Here is a 21,546-nt window from a genome sequence, read left to right as displayed (position 1 = left end):
CCCACTGCCCGCCCAAAGCCCTCCACCTCCGCCGACCTCGGCGGGGGAGAAGCTCCCGTACCGGGTCACCGGGGCCGGAGTTCTGCCCGACTCGCTCACCGACCGCGGCATGGCCAAGACCTTCGCCCACCTCTACGCCGGCGATTACCAGCACGCCAACGGCCTGGGCTGGCTCAAGTGGAACGGCTACTGCTGGATCCCCGACGACCACGACACCGTCGTCTGGGCCGCCGGCGACATGGCAGAATCCCTCGCCACCACCGACCCCGACGGCCTCCACAGCGACGCCGACCTGCGCCGCGCCCGTCACCGGGCGATGTCCACCACCGGCATCAAATCCATGCTGATGCAGGCCAAGTCCGCCCGCGGCATGCTCCTGGACGCTGCCGCCCTGGACGCCGACCCGCACGTGCTGTGCACCCCCGGCGGCATCGTCGACCTGCGCACCGGCCGCACAGGCGCCCCCGATCCGCGCCGCGACTTCCACTCCCGCGCCACCTCCACCTCCCCGAAGGAGATGCCCACCCCCCGCTGGGACCGTTTCCTCAAAGACACCTTCGGTGACGATGCCGAAGGCCGGGAGATGATCAGCTACCTGCACCTTCTGCTGGGCTACTCCATCACCGGCGACGTCGGCGCGCAGATCCTGGCCTTCCTGTGCGGCTCGGGCAAGAACGGCAAGAGCGTCCTGCTGGATGTCCTGGTCAAGCTCCTGGGCGAGTACGCCGACGCCGCCCCGCCCGGCTTCCTGATGGCCCGCCCCTTCGAAGGCCACCCCACCGACCTCGCCGAGCTCCACGGCCGGCGCGTCATCGTCTGCTCCGAGCTGAAGGCCGGAGACCGCTTCGATGAGGCCCGCGTCAAACTGCTCACCGGCGGCGACAAGCTCAAGGCCCGCCGCATGCGGCAGGACTTCTTCTCCTTCAACCCCACCCACAAGCTCTTCGTCCTGGGCAACCACCGGCCCGAGGTCAACACCGGCGGCTTCGCCTTCTGGCGCCGCATGCGCCTGATCCCCTTCGAACGGGTCGTGCCCGACGCCCGCAAGGTCGACAACCTGGCCGACATCCTCGTCACCGAAGAAGGTCCCGGCATCCTGGCCTGGCTCATCGACGGCGCCCGCCGCTACCTTGGCGGCGAGAAGGACCTCACCGGCCCCGAGCGCGTACGCGTGGCCACCACCGCCTACGCGGAAACTGAGGACCACATGGGACGGTTCCTCAACGAGTCCTGCAAGATCGACACTGGCCTGCGCGCCGAGCAGAAGCACCTCTACCTCGCCTACACCCGCTGGTGCGAGAGCGAAGGAGCCACCCCCGTCTCCTCCCGCGCGTTCGCCGCCAGAGTCCGCGAAGTACTGGGTATGAGCTCCCCGAAGGACATGGCCACCTCCAACTCCAAGAAGTACTACCCAGGCATCGGACTGATCGCCGACACCACCGAGGAGACCGCGTGAGCGCCCTGATCGACCCCGAGGACCTCACTTACGAAGTCGACCTCGTGTGGCTGGAAGACATCGCCGACCTGGACTACGTCCGCCAGTCCCTGGACCGCCTCTCCGGCCGCCGCCGCAAACCCGCCTACCACCGCGACGGCCGCCTCGTCGGTTACGCCATCCTCGGCCCCGAAGCCAAAGCCTCCCGCGCCTCCGGGACCTACCTCCGCCGCGTCTTCTGGCTCGCCCCCCATGACCGCGACCAGCAGCCCGATGGGCTGTATGAGATCGGGGCCCCCTCCGAGGCCGTTGACCCCCGCACGCTCCAGCCCGGTGTCAAGGGCTATAAAACCGAACGCTCTGAGGGCGGCCCCCCCTCCGACGCCATGCGCGAGATGGGCATAACGCTGCCTAAGCGGTGAGAACGCCGTCTGCGCCTGCCTCGTTTCCGCTGATTGGTGGACGCATCGCGCTCGCCCGGCAGGTGAAGTGGTTATAGATCGTGCTTTGGAGGTGCCAACCTCCGGAGCCAGCCCTTCAGGATGAGGCCATGGAAAGTTCCCGTCAGAGACAGGGCGCTCAAGTGTTCGGAGCATCGGAAAAAGGATAAAGGTGTCAATGTCGGACTTTATCTGGGTCGAGTAGCGTCGGAACGTCGGTCGCCCCGGAGCCACCGACATCCCTGGGGCCCGTCGAGCAAGACTCCTGATGAGGACATGAGTCTCAATGTGGGATGGTCGGTCACCAGCTTCACCTACTGCGGAAAGGGGAGAGGCGCAGCTCCGCCGCTCTACCTTGCCTGCTCCGCGCTCACCCGGCTCGCGGTACAGCATGCGGCGTCGTCCGCTCGAGAGGCTCCCGATTAGTCGGCTAGCCGTCCGTCCCCACGGCAGACGAGGAGCAAACGTTGGGGCGTCAATTCTCCGCTTCTGCTTCTGCAGCGTCGCGGCGTTGCGAAGCAGGCATGTGCGCAGCGACTGCCGCCGACGTCGGTGTCTGAGGGTGCCGGCCAAGCAGTTTGCTGGGGCGTTGGGGTTGCGCCGCCATCAACAGGGGTGGCTCGGTGAGGTCTGCTGCTTCCTCGGCAGCGACTTGGAGGAGGATGCCCAGCAGAGTGCGAACGGGCGCGCGCCGATCTGTACGACGACATGCACTGAAGAACGATACGGGTGAAAGACCGACGAGCCGCACCGTGCGAAGACCGCTGTTGATCGGCGGGGAGTGCTGAAGATGTGTGGCGATCGCCACGCCCTTTCCACGGGCGACACACTCGTACACCCTCGCAGCATCCTCTGCATTGATCTCGACGAGACGGGCATCACCGGGCGCTCGTGTGTCGTTGAGGAGGAAGGGTGCCATCCATGCCGCGGGTACAGCGGGATTGCACAGCAGCGGCAGTTCCCCGAACTCTCCAGCATGCACTTGCGGCGCCTCCGCGAGCGGGTGCGATGCCGAAACGATGCCGAAGCGATCGCCGGAGACCAGCGGATGGAGGAGAACACCAGAAGGTGCGTCTTCGACAGCGCCCCACACCACGTCGACCGCCCTCTCTAACAGGCAGCTATACACAGCGGATATCGGAAGGCTGCGACACAACAGCCGCACTCCAGGGTGGTGACGTCTCAACTGCTCTGCCGTCCGGATCAGTGAATACCTGGACGGCTGGTCGCCGATCCTGCCCAGCACTCCAAGCCGCAGGGTCAGCGCTGCAGGCGAGGCGCGGGCCGCGGCGCGCGCTGAGTGAGCGGCGGCCAGCAGCGGCGCGGCGTGAGCCGCGAAACGTCTGCCGGCTTCGGTCGGGCCCGCCACCCCGCTGGTATCACGCGTGAGTAAGGGAACACCGACTTGGTGTTCCAGGCGCGCGATGCGCTTGGATAACGCCGACACCGTTAGGTGCAAACGCTGTGCAGCTCGTCCGTAGTGCGCCTCCTCCATCAAGATGAGGAAGCTCTCCACACAGCCCAAGTCAAGATCCATGACGCGCCCCCACCACAACGCAGGATCCCTGGTAGTGCGCAGTGTCCTGACCAGGCTCGCGCTCGGCAAGTATCGGAACTGGCCGACCAGCGACCGTCAATGGGTGTTTCCGGTACGGACACACCCGTGTCGCTGAGATGCCGCACGTCGCGACACTTCTCGTACGTGAGCGAACCTCGGGATTGGTTCCCGCCGATGAGAAAGCGAATGCGGAATCACCTCTTCCGATCAGTTCGCCGATTGCGGAAGCGAGGAGGCAGACATGCCTGACGTGCACAAGATGCTGCGGGACCTGGAAAGGATCGCCGTCGGAATCAACCCCGAGACCAACGCGATGCCTGAAGGATATTTCGTATCCTTCCGCGACGTGGGGCTGCCGATTTCTCCGGAAGATTACGCCGATCCATACAACCCCATCGGCATCAACCTGAAGAAAGAAATCGCGACCCACCCGACCACTGACCCGGCCAAGGCACCGAAGACCGGCAGCGAAGCGGTCGATACGGACGCGGAACTACGGGCAATCACGAAATCTCAGCGCGCTTATGTCAACACATTCCTGCTCACCGACAAAAAACTGCGCATGACCAACAACTACTCGACGCTGCCGGGCAGCGTGAGTGATTCCTGGTGGGCGATCATCACTGGCGCCAACGGTGTACCGCCGAAAAAGGACATCGTCCCGGAGCTGAAGGCGGCCTACGACACGGCGCTGGCCAACCTGCAGAGCCCTGAAGGCGACCCCACGCCCAAGTATCTGCGCTACAAGGAGTATGAGGCAAAATACACGAAAGCTCAGAAGGCGTACATCCAGGCATACGGCAGGGCGATCAGCGACCCCAAGCTGCTTTCCCGATTCCCGGCGGGTGAGGGGCGCATACTGCAGGACGCGATCGACGATGCCCTCGACGAGTGGAACTCCTTCGGAGCCAAGAGCGAGGTAGAGAAATGGATCGCTACCCTGGCGGCCCAGGGTACCGAACCCGCGATCGCGATGATATCGCGGTGCAAGAAGCGCTTCGAGAATAGTCTCCTCAACTTCCCGGGCGTAAGTAATATCCCATGGGTTGTCATGTCGCCGAGTAACTGGTGCGACCCCGACAACGAAGACGGCTGGAACGTGTACACGAAGGACACCGAGCACACCGAGGTGCACTACAAGTCGTCCTCCACCTCCTACGGTGGAGGAGGGGGATTCAACATCGGATTCTGGCGCGCCGGCGGTGGTCTCCAGCACACGGAGAATAGGGAATCCCTGAACATACAGGGCAGCAACCTCGACATCAGCTTCAAGTACAGCGTCGTCGACATCGACCACGTGGGTGTGGACACCTCGCTGCTGGAGCTGAAAAACTGGTTCCTGGTAGGCGACTACGCCAAGGGCAGCATCTCCCACGGTGCCATGGCGCAGGAACGACCGAGCACCGGTGCTGAGGTCTTCCTGCCATCGATCGTGACCCGGCTGATCCTGGTGAAAGACCTCACCATCAAATGGGACAACTGGCGATCCGAGTGGCAAGAGAAGACGTCGTCAACCGACGCAAACGTGTGCGTCGGGTGGGGACCTTTCGCCCTGCACGGCAACTACTCGCACCGTAGTGCCAGCCGCGATTTCGTCGCCGACAGCGAGGGCGAGGGATTGCAGAGCCACGGAATTCAGCTAGTGGGCTACATGTCCGAGATCCTGCCCGAGAGCCCCAAACTCAATTCTTCAGACTTCATGAAGTGAGAGCGTCCGTTCTGTGGTGTCTCACAGGCAAACTGACAATCGTTGAAAGGAAGCGCTATGGCTCTTCTCGTGCGCTCACTGCTTGACCCTCTGAGGGAGTGGGTGCGCACAGAGCTGCGCACCACGACCGATTCGGCGACAAATTTTCGGATGGATCGGTTCGGCACTGCTCTTTCCGAATCGGACTTCATCCTTCCGGGTGCCGTGCAGGGTGGATACTCGCCGGAGCTGGCCACCGAACTCTTCTCGGATCTGGTCAACCGGACTCCGAAAGAATTGGAGACGGACGAAGAAATCGCTTTCTCGGAGTCGGACACCGACACGGGGTACTTCTATCGTCTGCTGTCACCGGCCAGCCCCTACCTGCCGTCATCGTTGGGTACCGCGAGTCGGCAGGAACGCATCGCAACGTTCTCCGTGATGAAGGCTGAGGCTATTCGGATCTGGACGAAGATGGCCATCGCGTCAGTGACCGGTCAACTACATGAGTTCCGGCCTGCTGAGGCCCAGCCAGCGAACTGGTACGACAAAAACGCCTCGACAGAATGGAAAACGCTGAATTTCCACGTCACGGGAAACACCCAGTTCCATATCTCTACGGGAACTACCCCGAGTCGAAACCCTCAAATGCTCTGGCGGGTTCCGGAAGATCGGCGGATTGGTGCGACAGTGGCAATACCGCCACCGTACCGAGGGGCGCCAGTTGTTTACATCACACGCATCGAGCCAAAGACGAAGGAATGCGTCATGACTTTTGACGCCTGCCTGGTGCGAATCGTCCGTAGGTGGCTCTTTTGGCCGTTCCTAAACGACGTCACGTGGTGTGTACCCGGCTTTGCTCGCGGAGAACTGAGCAGGCCGAGTGTGAGCGGTTCCATCTCTCTAATTCCCATAGCTTTACTGGCTATCCGGAATTTTCGAGTAACTGCTGACTGGGCGGAAGAGGATATTCCAATGGCGAATGTGGCGACACATCTCGGCCCGTTCGCCATTCCAGGAGAAATCAACCATGGCGAGCTTACTCACGTGGGACTGCAGGTAGTGGGCTGGCTACTCGAGCGCTTGCCGCTGTTGCCGCCGAACGACTCGCCGCCTGCGGCATAGCCGATACATTAAGTGTCTGCTGAGGTCACGTCTCGGTTGGAAGGAACCGGCATGACGGAGTCGGATAACCTAATCGACCTCGATCGCCATATCTCGTCTCTCTTGGGCAAGCCGCCAGGATGGGAAAAAAACTTGCGAACTCTGCTGACATCCGGATTCACTCGACGATCGTGGGAGGGCGCCGTTGCTACGGAGTCGGCTGACGAAATGATCGAGACCATCGCTAGCAGCCAAATTCTGCAGATGAGTGCATCCTCGGAACGCAGCTGGCTGCGAGGAAATCTTGCCGTCGTCACAAGCACGTGGACATGCAGGGAACCAGCAGAAGGCAACATGCAGATCATTCGCATCTTTGTCAACCGGTCCGGTAGTTGGTTATGCGACTACTGGCAAGAGACGCGATATGGCCGCCCCATGTCCTGAGCGCAACAGAGGCGGCCGTGGTTGGATTGGGTCCTTTGCGCAGAGCAGTAATCGCGTTTAGTTCCTGACCAGGAAGGAACAGGCATGCCTGGCTGGTACGTTCACATGCAGGCGGCGGAAGACACCGTCGAACGGCTGCGGCCGCGTCCATCACGGTTGGACGGTCGGAGGCGGTAAATCAACGTAAAAGGTATCAATAACCGACACCAATCAGCCTCCTACGCAAGTACGGATCCGCTTGCGTAGGACATCGCACAGTCTCTACGCCTCAAAACGCCAGGGTTGAGCGAGGCCGCTTATTGGGCTCTCTGAGCTCAGGCACTCCCGGCTAGTCCCAGCACGCTCATCTGTACCACGCACTTGATCACACCAACACTGCGCAAGAAGAAGCACTGGAAGCCGGGATTCATTCAGCCGTCGCCGCAGATGTCGGCCATTCCGCTTGATCATGCCCGTCACCTGTTGCCGGTACCCGGCTCACACGAGCATGCTGCAAGCAAGCGAACACGGTTTGTCAATGTGCCGCCGGAGCGAGCAGCCTGCGACAGAGAGGTAGAAGAGCACCTCTTTGCAGCGACAGCGACCTCCCTGGAAGCCTGTGCACAGTTGCGTGGTCGGATTGACCGTCAGGAGGGAAAGCATGCGACGAAGCGTTCGAGATATCTGGGTTGCCTTCAACAGGCCGATCGAGGCGCGGCTGGATTTCATGTACTTGGACTCAGAGGGCTGGGTCACCACCGCCCTGGGGAACAAGATTGACGAAACACGCAAAGGCGGGCGTACGCCAACCGACGCGGAACGCAGGGCCTCGCTTTCGCTGGCCATGGAATGGTCTTGGGAGAACGAGAGGCACGAACGCGCAACACCGGAGGAAGTCGCCGCCGAGTGGGATCGAACCAAGGCACGGTTTGACCAAAGGAAAGACGGAGGAGGCTCCTTCGAGCAGTACGCCACCCTCCGCCTCCCCGACGCAGCAATCGATACGGTGATGTTCCGCAAACTCGACTCGACAGAGCACGCGTTGAAGGCCCGGGCAGAATTCACGCATTTCGACTCCATGCCAGCCGATGCTCAACTCGGGCTCCTCAGCATGGCATGGGCCATGGGGGTAGCCCGCTTCGAAATCTTCAAGATATTCCGCGCGGCAGTCGCCGACGGACACTGGACCGACGCCGCGAAAGAGTGCCGAATAAGCCCGGATACCGGCACCCTGAAGGTGCGCAACGACCGGAATCAGCAACTGTTCCGGAACACCGGCCTTGTCATCGCAGAAGGCCGCGATCCAGATATCCTCATTTGGACCAACCCGACATAACTGTGGCAACGCAACCTAGAGCCCGTGTATCCCATCCGTAGATGCGCAGCTATGCGTCGTCCTTGGTGGTCACCACGTAAATCCGTTCGTCGGCGTCCCGCTTCCGGCGGGGCACGTCGTCCTCGAGCCTCCGTGTCACAGTGAGCTCAGCGGGCGAAAGCTTCGGTGAGGCGCACGCTGTAACCGTCCTCTTCCATCAGCACGACGGTGACGCCGAACGGGGCGGGATGGTCCAGCTCCATCGGGGTGCAGGCGAAGTTCACCGCGGCCTGGATGGGCGGGACCAGCTCGCCACTCGGCCGTGGCGCGCGGGCCGGCATCCAGTCGGGGGCGACTGACGCCCAGCCTTCGGGGCTATGAGACAGGGGCTGCTCGCTGTAGGGAAACTGGTGCAGCACGTGCCCGTCGCAGGTGGCGAGCACCATGTTCAGGCACGGGGCCGGGCCGACGACGGGCAGCTGGCAGGCGGTGGCAACGTCGTGGGTCTCCCACGCGAGGACCACCTCGTCCGCGCCGGCCGCCGCGGCAATGTTCGCGAGCTCCGCGATTCCAGTGAGCGCGTCCTCGCCCACCTTGAGCGGGCGGACCCAGACCATCCCGACCAGCTCGCCGTGCAACAGCGGTATGATGAGTGGGCGCGGCACCGCGCCCTCACTCAGCCCTGCGGTGTATGCGCTCTTCACCACGCCGACCAGTGCTTCCCACATCCGTGCTTCCACGGAAGCTCCCTTCGCCTGCCGTTCCGATCACCGCACCCTGTCACGGTGATGGAGGAGCCAGCTCCCGAAGCCGTGATCCCACGGCGGGCCCCGCTGTGTGGGCCCGTGCCCCGCCGGCTCTCGCGGCGGTGCGGGCGGTTTTCCGGTAGCGCCGGATGCACCGTGCGTGAGGAGGATGTTCATGGGCAAAGCAGTCCGGCAAGCCGGACCCGGCTGAGAGCGACGATACAAGCCGAACAAGCCCATCCACCGCCGCGTCGAGGTCTCACCTGGGGCCTCCCGCCTGGGTAGAAGCGCAGGCTATCCAGGAGGACCATGGAAGGGTCTCGGGGGCGTCGCCGAGGTGCACCATGGAACTCGTATTGTCGATCATTGCGGTAGTGGTCGCAGCCGCCGCGTACTTCACAGGTGGCGTTGCGAGCCGACGGCTCCGGGTTCGGGACCTGGAGCACTTTTATCTCGAGCGGTACTGGCAGCTACAGGAACGGGCGAGCAACAAAGCGCTGCTCGGGGAGTCGCCGCCCCCGTCCGCCGACTGGATGCCGTCGATGCGGGTCGAGGCCTCACCCCTCGATGAGAAGGATGAACAACTGGCCACGCTGTATCTCCGGATGTGCGATGACGAGGTCCGGATGCGAAATCGCGGCCTGATCTCGGACGACACATGGGAGGAGTGGCTCGAAGCCATGCAGACGTCGGTCGGCCGCTGGCCTACGTCGGACGTGTGGGTGCGAATCTCCGCCAGCTCAGACAGCAAGCTCAAGTATCTTCGAGGTGCTCTGCGGCGGAATGAGACTGACGGCTGGCGTCCCACCGACCCCTGCCCAATGGGAGGCTGGAAGCGCTACCTGCGAGGTCTGCGGTCTTACCCGTGGCCGTTCGGCAAGCCGGACGCGTATGACCCCGCGGATTGGATTGAAGCCGGCAATGCGCCGTAGCCGGAGAGCCTTTTCACTTCATCACTGCGGAGCTGATGGCCCGTTGTGCCCCGGTGGTAATAACAGTGCCGGGCTCTCGTCAGCGCCCCTATGCCCGCGGAAACGGTCACCTCCCCGAGCCCGATCCCCGCGCGGAGGGAACACGGGCGCCGCTCTTCAGGGGGGTGGTACGCCGATGTGCTGTCCGTCGTGATCGATGCGGACGTGGAAGTCGGCCAGGCGGGGCCAGCCCAGCTCCTTCCACGGCTGACGTCGGCGCTGGCTGCGCAGCAGCATGAAGTTGACGGCGGTGAGCAGCTGGCCGGTGGCGCCGCCGGCGTTGTCGGTGGTGAGGGTGAGGAGTGCGTCGGTGCCCAGGGGTGTGGTGAGGGGGGTGAGGATGCGGCCGACGGCGCGGATCTGCTGGAGCCAGGTAGTGGGGACGCGTTGGACGCAGGCGGTGGAGATGTGCCGGTCATACGGTGCCCTGGCCGCGTAGCCGTACGTACCGTCCCCGGTCACCAGGCGAGGGCTGAGGCCGAGGCCCTTGAGGTTGTGTGCGGCGGTGGCGGCGAGGCCGGCGTCGACTTCGATGCTGGTGACGGCCTCGTCGCCGAGGCGGTGACATAGCAGGGCCGTGCTGTAGCCGGTGCCGGTCCCGATCTCCAGGACGGTCTCCCCGGGCTGCGGGCCCAGGTGGCGCAGCATCGTCACGACCACGCGGGCGCAGGAGATGGATGAGGTGAAGGCGTCGCTGCCGGCGGGGGCCTCCGGTAGCACCGCCCCGTCCTCGATCTGGGTGATGAGCGGGGCGCCGGGGCGGTAGACGGCCTTGAGCCACTGGCGGGGGCGACGGGTGCGGTCCATCAGCGGGTACTGGCCGTCGGCGCCGCGCTGGGGCCACCAGACCCGGTCCGGTACAAAGTGCTCGCGCGGCACAGCAAGGAACGCCTCGCGCAGCCATGCCTCGCCGTGGAAGTGCGGATCGAGTTCACTACCGCACTGGCGACGGTAGTGCTCGGCGAGGCTGGTGACGGGGTCAGTCATCGTCGTCGCTGGCAGGCGGGCCGCCGCCCATGTCGCCGTGGCCGCTGCCGGCCTCGGGCTGTCCGGTGTCGGGAATGTCCCCGGGCTCGTGCTGATCGCTGTCTCGGTCGCCGTTGGTCCTGTCCATCACCGTCTCCCCGAGCCGGTCCGGCACTGCTGCCAGGATGGCGGTCGCGGCCAACGGCAGGAAGGGTGCCGACGCGGAAGCATCGCTGGCTTCTTCCCTCACCGGCCGACGCCCGGCGAGGAACCGTGGCGCGGTCTTGTTACAGCTCGCGGCTGTCCGGGTCGCGGCGTACGTCGGCGTAACGCGTACCCGTACGCCGTCCTCGCCGGGTGTTCGGTACGGCGCCGAGGGGCCGCTGGACCACCACAGCTCGCTGAGCGTCTGGGCCGCGATTGCGGCCGTCTGTTCGTCCGTGGCGGTCACCTCCAGGACGACGAAGCCGGGCTCGGGCAGGTGCGAAATCGCCTTCATGGCCACTCGGACGCGGACGTGCGGTGCCCAGTTCGTCAGACGGGCGGCTGTCACCCGGACGTGGCAAGCGCCGCCGTACGACGACGGGGCGGGCCGATGAGGTCCTCGTCCGGTCGGCAGCTGGGGCACACGCCGTATCGCCGGTCGGCGAGCAGCGCGCGGGCCTGGTCGGTGGTCGCCGACGTGGCGTCCCGCGGATACGACCAGCAGGTGACGCGGTGGATCTCCCATAGCGGGCCGCGGCCGCGCACCCGGCCCGGGTGTGCGGCCACCGGCCAGCGGTCGGCCAGCGCCGGTCCGCCGGCCTGCTCCTGGCGCTGCTCCTGCTGTCGCCGGGTGATCTCGGCGTCGACGGCCGCCAGCTCCTCGGCCAGCTGCGCCCGCAGGTCGTGCAGCTCGCCGAGTGACAGCGGCGGCTGTCCGTCGCTCACGGCCTGCACCCCCCCAAGAGATCGGGGTGTCACATGTGGCCATGCCCGAATGATACGCCTGTTCGAATCCAAATCCAGGGCTAAATCTAGAGCTAAATCCAAGGGTAATTTGTGCTAGCGTTGGGGTGTGCCCACCGAGGAAGAGCTGTTCGAGGCGGTCGATGCGCTGCTGGCGGGGGAGCCGCAGTTGCCGCCGCCGGCGGAGCGGGCCCGGCTGCGGGAGGCGGCCGGTGTCACCCAGGCCCGGCTCGCCCAGGTGCTGAAGTCGACGACGCAGACGGTGAAGAACTGGGAGGCCGGCCGGTCCGAGCCGCGCCCGCCCCGCCTGCAGGCGTACCGGCGGCTGCTGGAGGGCTGGGCCGCACAGTACCCGCCCGAGCCGGTGCCGGAGACGTTCACCGCTGCCGCCCCGCAGGAGCCGACACCCCCGCCTTCCTTCGCGCCCGCGCCGGCTGCTCCCGTACCTGAGGCGGCACCCGCCGAGCGGCCGAAGCCGACCTCGACATCACGGCGACCGGCGACGAAGAAGGCGACACCGAAGCCAACTGCGGCCGCGGACCCGCGCTTCCCCCACGGCCCGCTCGCCGTCCTGGACGGCGAGGGCAACGCCTACTGCGCCGGCGGCGTCGTGCTGGACTGCCCGGCGAAGACCATCCCGCAGCTGGTCGACTGGACCCTCACCGAGTCGGGACTCGGGGCGCCGCGGCTGCACCGGCACGGCAAGGACGCCGACCCGCTGATCGCGCTGACCGCGGCCGCCGCCGTACGCCTCGGCCTGCCCGAACGCCTGGAAGGCCCCGAAGCCCGCCGGTCGCTGCGCCTCCCTGAGGACCACCCGGTGGTCAAGCAGATCGCCAAGGCGAAGTGGAAGCTGACCCAGCGCGGATTCGGCCCGTGGCCCCGCATCTACCGCCCCGCACAGGCCGGCCAGCGCCGGTGCGTGCAGCTGGCGGTCCTGCCCTGGGATGCCTTGGATACCCGGGCCTGGCCCGGCGCCGCCGACCTCTCGCCGGCCGACCTCGCCCGCGTCCTCGGCACCTACGCCCAGCGCGTGCTCACCCCGCGCGGCTCCACCGCCGTCTCCGGCCTGGAACTCATGACGGCGCTGCGGCCGCCGACCCGCCCGGTGAACGACGACGCGACCGGTGCTTGGGTGTCGGGCCCGAACCCCGGTGCGCTGACCGCCCCGGTCGACCCGGCCCCGCCGGAGGCCACCGCCGAGCACCCGGTCGCCCAGGGCTGGGACGGCGGCTTCCTGGACGAAGAGGCGTACCAGTGGGTGCGCGACGTGCAGCTGCTCTCCGATGAGGAGTGCCTGCTGCCGCACGCGGTCGGCCTGGACATCAACACCGCCTTCCTCGCCGCCGCGGCCCGCCTGTCGGTCGGCCTGGGCGAACCCGTCCACGTCGACCGGCCGGTGTTCGACAAGAAGGTCCCCGGCAGCTGGTACGTGGACCTCTCCCACATCGAGCTCGACCCGCGCCTGCCGAGCCCGTTCACGCCGTCCGGCCGACGCCCGGACGGCCCGGCCTGGTACGCCACCCCGACCGTCGCGTACGCCGTGGAGCTCGGCTACGACGTCACCCCGACCGAGGCGTACATCCGTACCGAGACCGGCCCGTACCTGGACCCCTGGCACGACCGACTCAAGACCGCCTACGTCGACACCCTCGCCGACCTCGGCGTCACAGGAAACCTCGACGAGCACGCGTTCCTCACCGCGATGGAACACCACAAGCAGACCGACCCCGGCCTGGCCGCGGTACTCACGGCGATCAAGTCCACCGTCAAGGGCGGCATCGGCAAGCTGCGCGAGCGCCCGCAGGGCCGCCACTACCGCGACGGCGAGCGCTGGCCGGCCCTCGAACGCCCCACCTGGAGCCCCGACATCCGCGCCGCGGTCATCTCCAAGGCGCGGGTGAACATGCACCGCAAGATGCGCAAGACCGCCGAGGCGGTCGGCCTGTACCCGCTCGCGGTGCTCTCCGACTGCGTTGTTTACCCCAGCCCCGGCCCGAGCCCGCTGGACTTCCTGCCGCGCACGCGGGACGGCAAGCCGGTGCCCGGCTCCTTCCGTCTGGGCCCCACTCCGGGCCTGGCGAAGGTCGAAGGCGTCCAGACGATGGCGTGGGCGGTGGACCTGATGGAGCAGCAGTACAACCCGGCCCGCCACATCAAGGGCGACGGCCACGACGCCGTCCTGGAAGGGGAGTAAGCCGTGGGGGACATCGAGGACGCCCTGGACCGCGCCGACCGCGAAGCATTCACGCGAGAGCCGCCGAAAACCCCGCTCGCGCAGATCCGGCTGCTGGTCCGCGCGGAGAAGGGCTCCACCCGGGCCGTGGCAGCCCGCCTGGGCGTCTCCCAACGCACCATCGAGCGCTACCTCGCCGGACAGCGCAAGACCCCGCAAAAGCGCCTCGCGGACGCGCTGCGCCGCGAGGTGCCCAAGGTGTGGCAGCCACGCGTCAGGCAGCGCCGCCGCAAGCAGGCCGCCACCACCGCCGGTATCACCATCGAAACCCGCGCCCGCTTCGGCTACACCGCACCCATCGGCACCACCGACGACGGCCGCATCCGCCGCCTGACCGTCCACCTTCCCCCGGCCTACGCCGCCCGCCTCTTCGACGCCCAGCAGCAGGGCGCCGGTGACCAGCAGTTGCGCGGTATCGTCGCCGAGGGACTCCAGGAAATTTATTTCAAGGACGGCGGCCGCCGCGCCGATGACCTGGAAGTGGAATTCACCGACATCGACTCCATCGACGTTTCCTTCTGAGCCGCACGGACGGGAATTCCGTACATCATGGGCGCCGTGGATAACCGCTATCTACGGCGCCCAAAGGCGTCTGAAAACGGCAGGGTTGGCACGGCGGGCGGTGCGCGGGACACTGCCGGTATGCTGCGGGAAGACGCCGAGAGCAACGGCGCACTCACCGAAGAGGAAGCCGCCAACATCGGCTGAATGCCCATCGAAGACCCCGGCGACGACCAGGACCAAGGCGGCGACGATGAGTGAGTCCGGATGGGATCTGTTCGGCCGGCGCCTGCTGCAGCGCACCTACCAGCCCGGCCGCATGCGCGCCCTCACCCTCACCCCCGGCCCACCCCGCGCCGCGCACCTTGATCCCGATGCGCCTCGCGCGGTGGTCCGCTGGGACGGACAGCGCTGGAAGCTGGTCGCCATCGTCGACAACCTCGCCGCCGCCCAGGCCCTGATGCGCCCCGACAAGCCCGGGCCGGAGCCCTGGTAAGAAGCTGTGTCAGAACCTTCGATCCGAGGGGAGCGGCAGTCTTGGGCCGAGCCGGAAGCGAGCCCGGATCGCGTAGCACGGCCGGGCTCCGCGCCATGAGGCGGCGCCCTATGCTTCGAAGGCTTCGGCGCTGCCCCAGTTCATGTCATTGAGATTCTGACACAGCTTTTTATCCGAAAAGCTTCGTCCGCCACAGGGCGAACAGGTCCCGTGTCTTCGTGTGACGGACCAGACTTGAGTCGTGGATATAGCGAGTCCACCGGCGCCCCTCCACGTCCTTGAAGGACACCGCGAGGGCGGCCGAGTCATCGCCCAGGAAGGACCGGTCGAAGTGCATTTTCGTGCTGAGGCCGGGCTCGATGTAGCGCGCCACCTGGTGCGGAGGCCTGCCAGGCCGTCCGGTGCCTAGGCCTTCCTGGTCGACCTGTGCGAACCTGACAAGCACCTCGAAAATCGGCCTCGTGGCCAGATTTCGAATGCACACGATCTGGCCGTCGACATTCCCGAAATCGTCATCCTCAAGGTCTGCGGGGTGCGCGATCACGCTGCGGGCGTCAGTGCGGTGATTCTCATGGCGGTCGCGGAAGAAGACCGCCGCGGCCACGGCGAAGGCAAAGGTGGTGACGACGGCACTCACCCAGGTAGGGACTGTGCCCCAGTCGAGGTTCATCGTCACAGTCTGGCCAGCGAGCTAGTGTCGCCGCCTCGCGCTTGAGCAAGAAATGAGCTCGGCGGTGCGGCCCTCAAGGAAGGCGGCCCGAACCCTCCTCGGCCCCACCGCGGCCGCGTACGGTGAGAGCGAGACCCGCCTGGAGGACGTCATGAGCGCACAGCCTGAGCACGCGCCCGCCTCGCCGCCGACTTCGCCGCCTGCGCCGGCGGCCGCCGCGCAGCTGCTCGCGCGGATCCGCGCCGACCGTCGCGCGGAGCGCTGGGGGCGGGCGTTCGAGCGGGATTGGGCCGGCGCGCTGGAGGACTCCCGGCACAGCTACAGTCTGGCCCCGCTGTACGACGTCGTCCGCGAATGGCAGGTCCGCCTCGACACCACCCCGGCCGTCGACGCCTTCCTCGACTCCGGCAAGAACGACTCCGACTTCGTCGCCCTCGAAGACGTCCTCGGACCTCGCCGGTGAGCGATGCGGCCTGGTCGATCCGGCTGTCCGCGAAGGCCGGCCAGGCGCTGCGCGAGCTGCCCGACCACGGCCAGGACATGGCCCGCGACGTCCTCGACATCGCCACCCGCACCCCCTGGGGCTGGCCCCAATGGGACCGCAGACCCCGAAGGCGAAGACGTCCGCTGCGCCTCGATCGGACCGCTGTCCGTCATCTACTGGATTAACCGCCCCGCGCGGCACCTGTCCGTCCTGGACATCACCTGGCTGGGATGAGGGCCCTCAGCGAAGAAAGCTCGGCCCCTTACCGCGCTCAGGCCCCGTGGTACGGCGGTGTTGTTGTCGCTACGGTCACCGGATGACGTTCAACGAGGAGTTCATAGCCGACTTACGGCAGAGCGCGGCACCGGCCGGAGTAATCACCAACGCGCTGCGCTGGGACATCTTGAATGACTGGGTCCGGTACCTGAATGACGACCAGTTCCCGGACAAGACGGCAGAGATGTCGTACCACTGGGGGTTCATCAAGAGCGATTTCGGCGGCGACGCACTGCGGTGCCTGTGGAATAAGCATCAGAGCAGCTACGCCATGTTCGCCGAGATCGTGTGGGTGCTGCACCGCGAGTTCAGCGAGGGCGCCGGCGCGGACCACCACCCCCTGTTCGCCGGTCTCCCCCCCGATCCCTGCGAACGTTCTGTTCCAGAAGATCGCCAGCGCCTCCGCAGTGGTCTGGCGGGAGATGAGCGAGGAGCAGCTGTTCGAGAGGCTCAGCAAGGCGCCGCAGGACTATGCCGCCATGGGGTAACGCCGCGCTCTGAACGCAGAAGAACCAGCACTCAGGAGCTGGGCGCGGCCGCGCGGGGCCTCACCCCGCACGACCGCGCCCCGAAGCAGGCTGGTGAGCGGGCGCCAGGCACCCGTCGAAAGTGCCCTCGCGGCATCACGCGGGGGCCGGCTGCGGTGCGGTTCCTCCAGCACCTCGGCGACCTTCCGGGCCACCGGTCCGGAAAGCGGGACCACCTCGTCACTGGTGCATGATGAAGCTGTGGGCGGGCGACTGGGAACAGTCAGGGTTTGTTGGGAGTCCTATGCCGCATGTTCGCGGATACTACCGAGCCGACGGAACTTGGGTGTCGCCCCATGAGCGTGGTGCACCCATCGGAGCGCGCCTTACCGGCGAGGGGGATGGGTCCAGCATCTGGTACTGGATCATGGGGTTCACTGCCCTCACCTTGCTGCACGTCGGTCTGGCAGTGACCGCGGCTCCTGACTACCTCGTGGGAGCTGTCCTCTTCGGCGCAGCCGATGTCGGCGCTCTTCTTACAGCGAAGCGCATAGGCACTGAAAGGCGGGTATTGGAAGCGGAGCGGTTACGTCTACAGAGTTCGCAGAAGGATGCGGCAGAACGGGGGCGTCGCGAACTCGAGGCGTACGTATCGGACTTAGCTGCGGCTGGCGCCGAACACTTGAGGGAGCGCGCACACGACTGGCAGCAGTGGCAAACGCCGGATGGACGACCAGGGCCCTATGCGCCGAGGGCTCGGCCGCCCCGCCCTACTTGCCCGCGTTGTGGAACACAAAAGTACGGCCATCCCGGCTCGGAAGTCTGTTTCTGGTGCGGACAGTGAACGACGGAGCGACCCGGTCGAAAGGCGTTGGTCCTGCCGACCATCGACCATTGGAACACTGGGTGAGGCTAGGTCGTCTCTGATGGCTCTTGTACGGTGCCACGAAGCCAGATGACGATCGCGGCAACGGTGAGGTGCCGTTGAAGACGTAGTCACGCTCGTCAAAGCGGGCGGCCACCGCGCGGAAGTGCTTCCACTGGCTGACGCATCGTTCGACCGCGCTGCGGCGCCGGTACTGGACCTTGTCGAAGGCGGGTGGGCGGCCTCGGGCCCGGCTTTGCCGTCGACGGTTGGCCCGCTGGTCGTCCGGCTCGGCCTCGCCGCCGAACTTCGGCGCCGCCTCGAGGTCGCCGACCGCCACGGCGACGCAGTCGGACTGCTGCGCCTGGTCATCGTGTTCGAGAGCGGCGACGCCACCCCGCGCAAGCTAGCCCGCCACTGGGAAACGGTCCGCCAGCCGGCGACCCGAGGGTATCCCCGGCCTTCACCATGCTGACCGACGTCCTGTTCGTCGGCGACACGGCCCGCATGAACGTGTTCTTCAACGGCGACCCCACCCTCAGCTTCCTCGGACCGGAAGGCCGCGAGCAGTTCTCCCCGTCGTCCTGGGACGGGTTCCCACCGGCACCTGGCGAAGGTTCGCCCCGGCGGCCGGCCCTGCCCCCAATGACCGCGGGCGCCCGCATCGGGGCCGCGTCCACGTCATACAGGGCGGCGACACCGCCCGCCAGACGCAGGCGCTGACCGACTACGAAGCCCTCAGGCGGGTCACCGGCGTTTGCTGAGCCGGGTCCGGATAGGCCACAGCCCCCTGGAGGAGAAGACCCCCTTGGGGCCTGACGCGAGATATCCGCTGTTCAACAACGCTGCGAGGTACGAGTCACCTCGAACGATGGTCGGTCGCTACTGGTTCCGCCGCTGGAAAACTGCTGCCCACATGCGACTGAGGCCGCTACGTTCAGGCCGTATGAGCAAGAATCTCTCCCTGCGTGAGGCCGCGTTGGCGTGGCTCGAGTACGCGGGCGGTCTGTCCCCGACCCCCCAGTCCATCGTGACACTGATGCTCCAGCCCCACTGGGAGAACGTGGAGAGAGCGGTGGCCGCCGCAGCGCCTAGAGAAGAGCACCCCGACCTCTACGCCAAGGTCGACGGAGACTGGGTCCCGAACTCCCGAACGCTATTGGAGGGGTCGGGACTGGGTGAGGCGGCACGTCTGATTGCCCAGGGCGTGCCAGTTCCCGTCTCCGAGGTCGCGGACAGCTTCGTCACCTTCTGCACTGGCCCGGCACCGGTCCCCGAACGATGGCTGCTCCTCAACGGCACCTTCCCACAGGGAACACGGATTCCGCTGGGACGGCACACCTTGCAGACCTTCACTGCGAACGAGCTCCGTCAGACGGTCCCGATGCCGGCGCTGAACGTCCTGCAGAGCCGGAGCCGTGATCTCGACCTGATCACCGGCGCACCGTTTCTCCATGTTCCTGATCCCGGCCGTCCGGTCACACGTCGTCCGACCTGGTTCGACTTCACCGGCCCGCGTGCGGAAGCCCAGCACTGGCAGGCACTCCTTCCCCTGATGCTGTGGGACAGCGCACTTCTCCGGGTGAACTCGGTCTTCACCGTCGCGCGCGGACGCCGCTTCGATCTGAACCCCAGAGACGTGCCGACGACCATCCAGATCTATGAAGGCCGGTACGGGAGAGAGGAGGAGGTTGAGGTCCGCGACACCGGAGACTTCCATGTCCCGGCCGCATATCTTCCAGCCCTGGCTGACTTCTGCACCGCGATCTCGGCGAAGATCGACGAGGTCATGGCAGGCGCGACCCACGAGCGGCGCATCCTCAACCGGCGCGCCCGGCGACTCGAACGCGCAGCCCGGCACCTCCTGGCCGCTTACCAGCGCACCTATAACGACGACGGCGTCTGGGAGGTGGAGGCCGACGAGTTGCACCTCGACTACGTCATCGCCCTGGAAGCCCTGCTGATCAGCCCCGACGACAAACGCGAGGGCATCGCCGGAAACATTCGTTCCCGCGCGTCTGCACTGTTTCTCGGCCCTGACCACCAAAAAAAGGTCATGGCCATCGTCCAACGTGCCTACAAGGCCCGTTCCAACTACGTGCACGGCGACGTGATCAAGGATCAGACAGAGAAGGAGAAGCTGAAAGAGCTGCGAACTCTCCGGCTCCTCACACTGCAGGTCATCCTGCGCTGGCTCGTCTTGACCCCTTCCGACACCGAGGATCTCGCGCACCTGCTCGATGCCGCCATCCAGGGCACAGGCCGCGAAAACCGCATTGGCCAGTCCCTGCGCGTCTTCTTCACCACCACCCCGCCACGCAACCGGCCCGCCGACATCACCGCCACCTGACACATGTGGGAAGCCGCCCGCAGCAAAGGGAGAAGCCCCGGCGGCCGCTGGGGCCTCATGGTGGTCGGCGCCCACGCTTCCGCTTACCCGCCCTGGCGTAGCCTGCTCGGGAGCACAGGCCGTGACGATGTGCCTGGTTCGCTCCACACGCTGCGGAGAGAGGCAAGCAGGGCATGGCGAACAACGGGCAGACGGACACGGCCGTATTGGTGGCGATGCTGAGCGAGCGTGCCGCCGTAAACGTCCGGCTGGCACTGGCCGCGGACGCTTGCGCGTCAGGGCGCGTTCGAGTGCCACGCCGCAGGCAGATCCAGCCGCGCTGACAGGATTTGGCCGGGGCGTGGCTCCAGGCCCGAAGGCGCGGTACCGCGCGCGTGGAAAAAAAGCAGGGCGCCGCCGGAGAACTCCGCCTGGTCGAAAGTGACCCTGTGGTCAAAGAACTCTGCGCGGTCGAAGGTCACCACGGCGCCGGAGAACGTCGCGTCTTCGAAGGAGACCTGGCCACCGGAGAACTTCGCGAGGCTGAAGTAGACCTCGCCGCCGGAGAACTTCGCAAGGCTGAAGGAGACCGCACTGCCGGAGAACTGCGCGCGGGTGAAGAAGACCCGGCCTCCGGAGAACTTCGCGTCAACGAAGTTGACCTGGCCTCCGGAGAACGTCGCGTTGCTGAAGGACACCGTGCTGTCGGTGAACGTCGCGCCGTGGAAGTCGACCCGACTGTCGGTGAACGTCGTGTCGCGAAAGTTGACCCGGGCGCCGGAGAATGTCGCCTTCGAGAAGTCTCCGCCGTCGAAGACCACGCCGGTGAAGTCCAGGTCGTGGCCCTGCCAGGAGTGCGGGTGGTCGGCGGGGAGACGGAGGTGATCGCGGATGAGGCGGATGACGGTGTGTCGGACTTCCCGCAGGGCCAGGTAGGCGTGCAAGGCGGCTGCGTCGCCGGCCGGGAGGTCGGCCCGGGCGGTGTAGGGGAGGCGGAGGTAGGCGCACAGGACGTCGATGCAGGTCTGGCGCAGGGCGGTGGTGGGGGCGTCGTCGGCGAGGCCGGCCAGGGCGTGTACGCCGCCCAGCCGGACCGCGGCAGAGTCCTTGCCGAGTTGGGAGACGGCGGTGGTGAAGCGTTCGGTGTGCAGCCGGGTGGCATCCCGCAGGGCACCATCCTCATCCACCCGCTGCCGCCGATAGGCCACGACCAAAGCGACCAGGGCACCGGCGCCAGCGACCACCCCGAAGGACAGTTTCACCAGGTCGAACAGTGTCCTGGAGGTGAGCTGGCGCTCAGGCCGCAGGCCCTGCGCCCCCAGCAGGTCCCAGCCGACGAGGAACGCGCCGGCGGCCACGGCGAGCGCGGCCACGAAGGCCGCGGGCAAAACGATCCAGATATGCCACAACCGCAGGCGCCGACCGGTCGGACGTCGAGGTAAATGATGATTCACACCCCTCAGGATCACTCAGACCGCCCCACGGTTGCAGAGCCTCACTACACCTGGCTCCACGCTAAAGGACGGTCACGGCGCGAAGCACCCTCAAGCCACATACCGCCACGCGGCCGGTCCTGTGAGTGGGGGGTGTTGTGGCAGTGGGTGGGCGTCAGCCGGTCGGTGGGGCGGG

Annotated in this window: 22 protein-coding genes; 14 read left to right on the top strand and 8 right to left on the bottom strand. The window is 66.4% G+C overall.

All coding sequences use genetic code 11. From position 1 onward, the window contains the following. Positions 1 to 4: 4 nt before the first annotated feature. A complete protein-coding gene (locus tag CCS38_RS20485) occupies positions 5 to 1,456 on the top strand; it encodes a DNA primase family protein (protein ID WP_372457124.1) in 1,452 nt (483 codons plus the stop codon). Further along, positions 1,453 to 1,857 carry a DUF6009 family protein gene (locus CCS38_RS20480; protein ID WP_223734759.1) on the top strand — a complete coding sequence of 135 codons (405 nt, stop codon included), beginning with the start codon at positions 1,453 to 1,455 and terminating at the stop codon, positions 1,855 to 1,857. The genes CCS38_RS20485 and CCS38_RS20480 overlap by 4 nt, the downstream gene beginning before the upstream one ends. Before the next feature lie 493 nt (positions 1,858 to 2,350). Here CCS38_RS20480 and CCS38_RS20475 read toward each other — a convergent pair whose 3' ends face one another. Then, positions 2,351 to 3,412: a LysR family transcriptional regulator gene (locus tag CCS38_RS20475; RefSeq protein WP_223734758.1), complete on the bottom strand. Its 1,062-nt coding sequence runs from the start codon at positions 3,410 to 3,412 to the stop codon at positions 2,351 to 2,353. Positions 3,413 to 3,674: 262 nt separating this feature from the next. Here CCS38_RS20475 and CCS38_RS20470 point away from each other — a divergent pair, with 262 nt between their 5' ends. The 3 genes from CCS38_RS20470 (at position 3,675) to CCS38_RS20460 (ending at position 7,983) form a co-directional block, all read left to right on the top strand. Next, the gene (locus CCS38_RS20470; protein ID WP_223734757.1) at positions 3,675 to 5,141 is read left to right on the top strand and encodes a hypothetical protein; all 1,467 of its coding nucleotides are present in this window, start codon (positions 3,675 to 3,677) and stop codon (positions 5,139 to 5,141) included. A gap of 57 nt (positions 5,142 to 5,198) precedes the next feature. Then, positions 5,199 to 6,245, top strand: coding sequence for a hypothetical protein (locus CCS38_RS20465; RefSeq protein ID WP_223734756.1), 1,047 nt, complete (start codon positions 5,199 to 5,201; stop codon positions 6,243 to 6,245). Positions 6,246 to 7,308: 1,063 nt separating this feature from the next. Continuing rightward, positions 7,309 to 7,983, top strand: a complete 675-nt coding sequence (locus CCS38_RS20460) for a lysozyme family protein (RefSeq protein ID WP_223734755.1) — start codon at positions 7,309 to 7,311, stop codon at positions 7,981 to 7,983. Positions 7,984 to 8,129: 146 nt separating this feature from the next. Here the strand turns inward: CCS38_RS20460 and CCS38_RS20455 are convergent, their stop codons facing one another. Further along, positions 8,130 to 8,690: a hypothetical protein gene (locus CCS38_RS20455; protein ID WP_223734760.1), complete on the bottom strand. Its 561-nt coding sequence runs from the start codon at positions 8,688 to 8,690 to the stop codon at positions 8,130 to 8,132. A gap of 362 nt (positions 8,691 to 9,052) precedes the next feature. Between CCS38_RS20455 and CCS38_RS20450 the strand changes: the two genes are divergently transcribed. Then, positions 9,053 to 9,640: a hypothetical protein gene (locus CCS38_RS20450; RefSeq protein WP_223734754.1), complete on the top strand. Its 588-nt coding sequence runs from the start codon at positions 9,053 to 9,055 to the stop codon at positions 9,638 to 9,640. A gap of 156 nt (positions 9,641 to 9,796) precedes the next feature. On the opposite strand, the gene CCS38_RS20445 is transcribed toward CCS38_RS20450, so the two are convergent. Genes CCS38_RS20445 through CCS38_RS20435 form a run of 3 tightly spaced genes read right to left on the bottom strand, consistent with a single transcriptional unit; the run spans position 9,797 to position 11,575 of the window. Next, positions 9,797 to 10,666, bottom strand: coding sequence for a methyltransferase domain-containing protein (locus CCS38_RS20445; RefSeq protein ID WP_223734753.1), 870 nt, complete (start codon positions 10,664 to 10,666; stop codon positions 9,797 to 9,799). Further along, entirely contained in the window at positions 10,659 to 11,198 is a 540-nt protein-coding gene (locus CCS38_RS20440; RefSeq protein WP_223734752.1) for a DUF6207 family protein, read from the bottom strand. The genes CCS38_RS20445 and CCS38_RS20440 overlap by 8 nt, the downstream gene beginning before the upstream one ends. Beyond that, complete coding sequence (locus tag CCS38_RS20435) at positions 11,195 to 11,575, bottom strand: DUF6233 domain-containing protein (protein ID WP_223734751.1); 381 nt, start codon at positions 11,573 to 11,575, stop codon at positions 11,195 to 11,197. The genes CCS38_RS20440 and CCS38_RS20435 overlap by 4 nt, the downstream gene beginning before the upstream one ends. A gap of 127 nt (positions 11,576 to 11,702) precedes the next feature. Here CCS38_RS20435 and tap point away from each other — a divergent pair, with 127 nt between their 5' ends. Genes tap through CCS38_RS20415 form a run of 4 tightly spaced genes read left to right on the top strand, consistent with a single transcriptional unit; the run spans position 11,703 to position 14,826 of the window. Beyond that, the gene (gene tap, locus CCS38_RS20430; protein WP_223734750.1) at positions 11,703 to 13,790 is read left to right on the top strand and encodes a telomere-associated protein Tap; all 2,088 of its coding nucleotides are present in this window, start codon (positions 11,703 to 11,705) and stop codon (positions 13,788 to 13,790) included. 3 nt (positions 13,791 to 13,793) lie between these two features. Further along, positions 13,794 to 14,351, top strand: coding sequence for a telomere-protecting terminal protein Tpg (gene tpg, locus CCS38_RS20425; RefSeq protein ID WP_223734749.1), 558 nt, complete (start codon positions 13,794 to 13,796; stop codon positions 14,349 to 14,351). Between the two features lie 36 nt (positions 14,352 to 14,387). Further along, entirely contained in the window at positions 14,388 to 14,537 is a 150-nt protein-coding gene (locus CCS38_RS20420) for a hypothetical protein (protein ID WP_223734748.1), read from the top strand. A 46-nt stretch (positions 14,538 to 14,583) separates the two neighbouring features. Continuing rightward, the gene (locus CCS38_RS20415) at positions 14,584 to 14,826 is read left to right on the top strand and encodes a DUF6087 family protein (protein ID WP_223734747.1); all 243 of its coding nucleotides are present in this window, start codon (positions 14,584 to 14,586) and stop codon (positions 14,824 to 14,826) included. 169 nt (positions 14,827 to 14,995) lie between these two features. Here the strand turns inward: CCS38_RS20415 and CCS38_RS20410 are convergent, their stop codons facing one another. Further along, positions 14,996 to 15,496: a hypothetical protein gene (locus CCS38_RS20410; RefSeq protein ID WP_223734746.1), complete on the bottom strand. Its 501-nt coding sequence runs from the start codon at positions 15,494 to 15,496 to the stop codon at positions 14,996 to 14,998. A 151-nt stretch (positions 15,497 to 15,647) separates the two neighbouring features. On the opposite strand from CCS38_RS20410, the gene CCS38_RS20405 reads away from it, so the two are divergent. From CCS38_RS20405 to CCS38_RS20395, 3 genes are all read left to right on the top strand, one after another. After that, positions 15,648 to 15,959, top strand: a complete 312-nt coding sequence (locus CCS38_RS20405) for a DUF6247 family protein (RefSeq protein WP_223734745.1) — start codon at positions 15,648 to 15,650, stop codon at positions 15,957 to 15,959. Further along, positions 15,956 to 16,165 (top strand): hypothetical protein, encoded by a 210-nt coding sequence (locus CCS38_RS20400; protein WP_223734744.1) that lies wholly within the window; start codon positions 15,956 to 15,958, stop codon positions 16,163 to 16,165. The genes CCS38_RS20405 and CCS38_RS20400 overlap by 4 nt, the downstream gene beginning before the upstream one ends. A 131-nt stretch (positions 16,166 to 16,296) precedes the next feature. Continuing rightward, positions 16,297 to 16,977 carry a hypothetical protein gene (locus CCS38_RS20395; RefSeq protein ID WP_223734743.1) on the top strand — a complete coding sequence of 227 codons (681 nt, stop codon included), beginning with the start codon at positions 16,297 to 16,299 and terminating at the stop codon, positions 16,975 to 16,977. Positions 16,978 to 17,493: 516 nt separating this feature from the next. Here CCS38_RS20395 and CCS38_RS35740 read toward each other — a convergent pair. Beyond that, positions 17,494 to 17,928 (bottom strand): hypothetical protein, encoded by a 435-nt coding sequence (locus tag CCS38_RS35740; RefSeq protein ID WP_372457123.1) that lies wholly within the window; start codon positions 17,926 to 17,928, stop codon positions 17,494 to 17,496. 606 nt (positions 17,929 to 18,534) lie between these two features. Between CCS38_RS35740 and CCS38_RS20385 the strand changes: the two genes are divergently transcribed. After that, positions 18,535 to 19,938 (top strand): HEPN domain-containing protein, encoded by a 1,404-nt coding sequence (locus CCS38_RS20385; protein ID WP_223734742.1) that lies wholly within the window; start codon positions 18,535 to 18,537, stop codon positions 19,936 to 19,938. A 275-nt stretch (positions 19,939 to 20,213) separates the two neighbouring features. Here the strand turns inward: CCS38_RS20385 and CCS38_RS20380 are convergent, their stop codons facing one another. Then, entirely contained in the window at positions 20,214 to 21,290 is a 1,077-nt protein-coding gene (locus CCS38_RS20380; protein WP_223734741.1) for a pentapeptide repeat-containing protein, read from the bottom strand. Between the last annotated feature and the right edge of the window lie 256 nt (positions 21,291 to 21,546).

This window comes from Streptomyces purpurogeneiscleroticus, assembly GCF_020024005.1.
GTDB lineage: Bacteria > Actinomycetota > Actinomycetes > Streptomycetales > Streptomycetaceae > Streptomyces > Streptomyces purpurogeneiscleroticus.
Note: the sequence above shows the minus strand (reverse complement) of the source record. Positions and strands in the feature narration are given on the sequence as shown.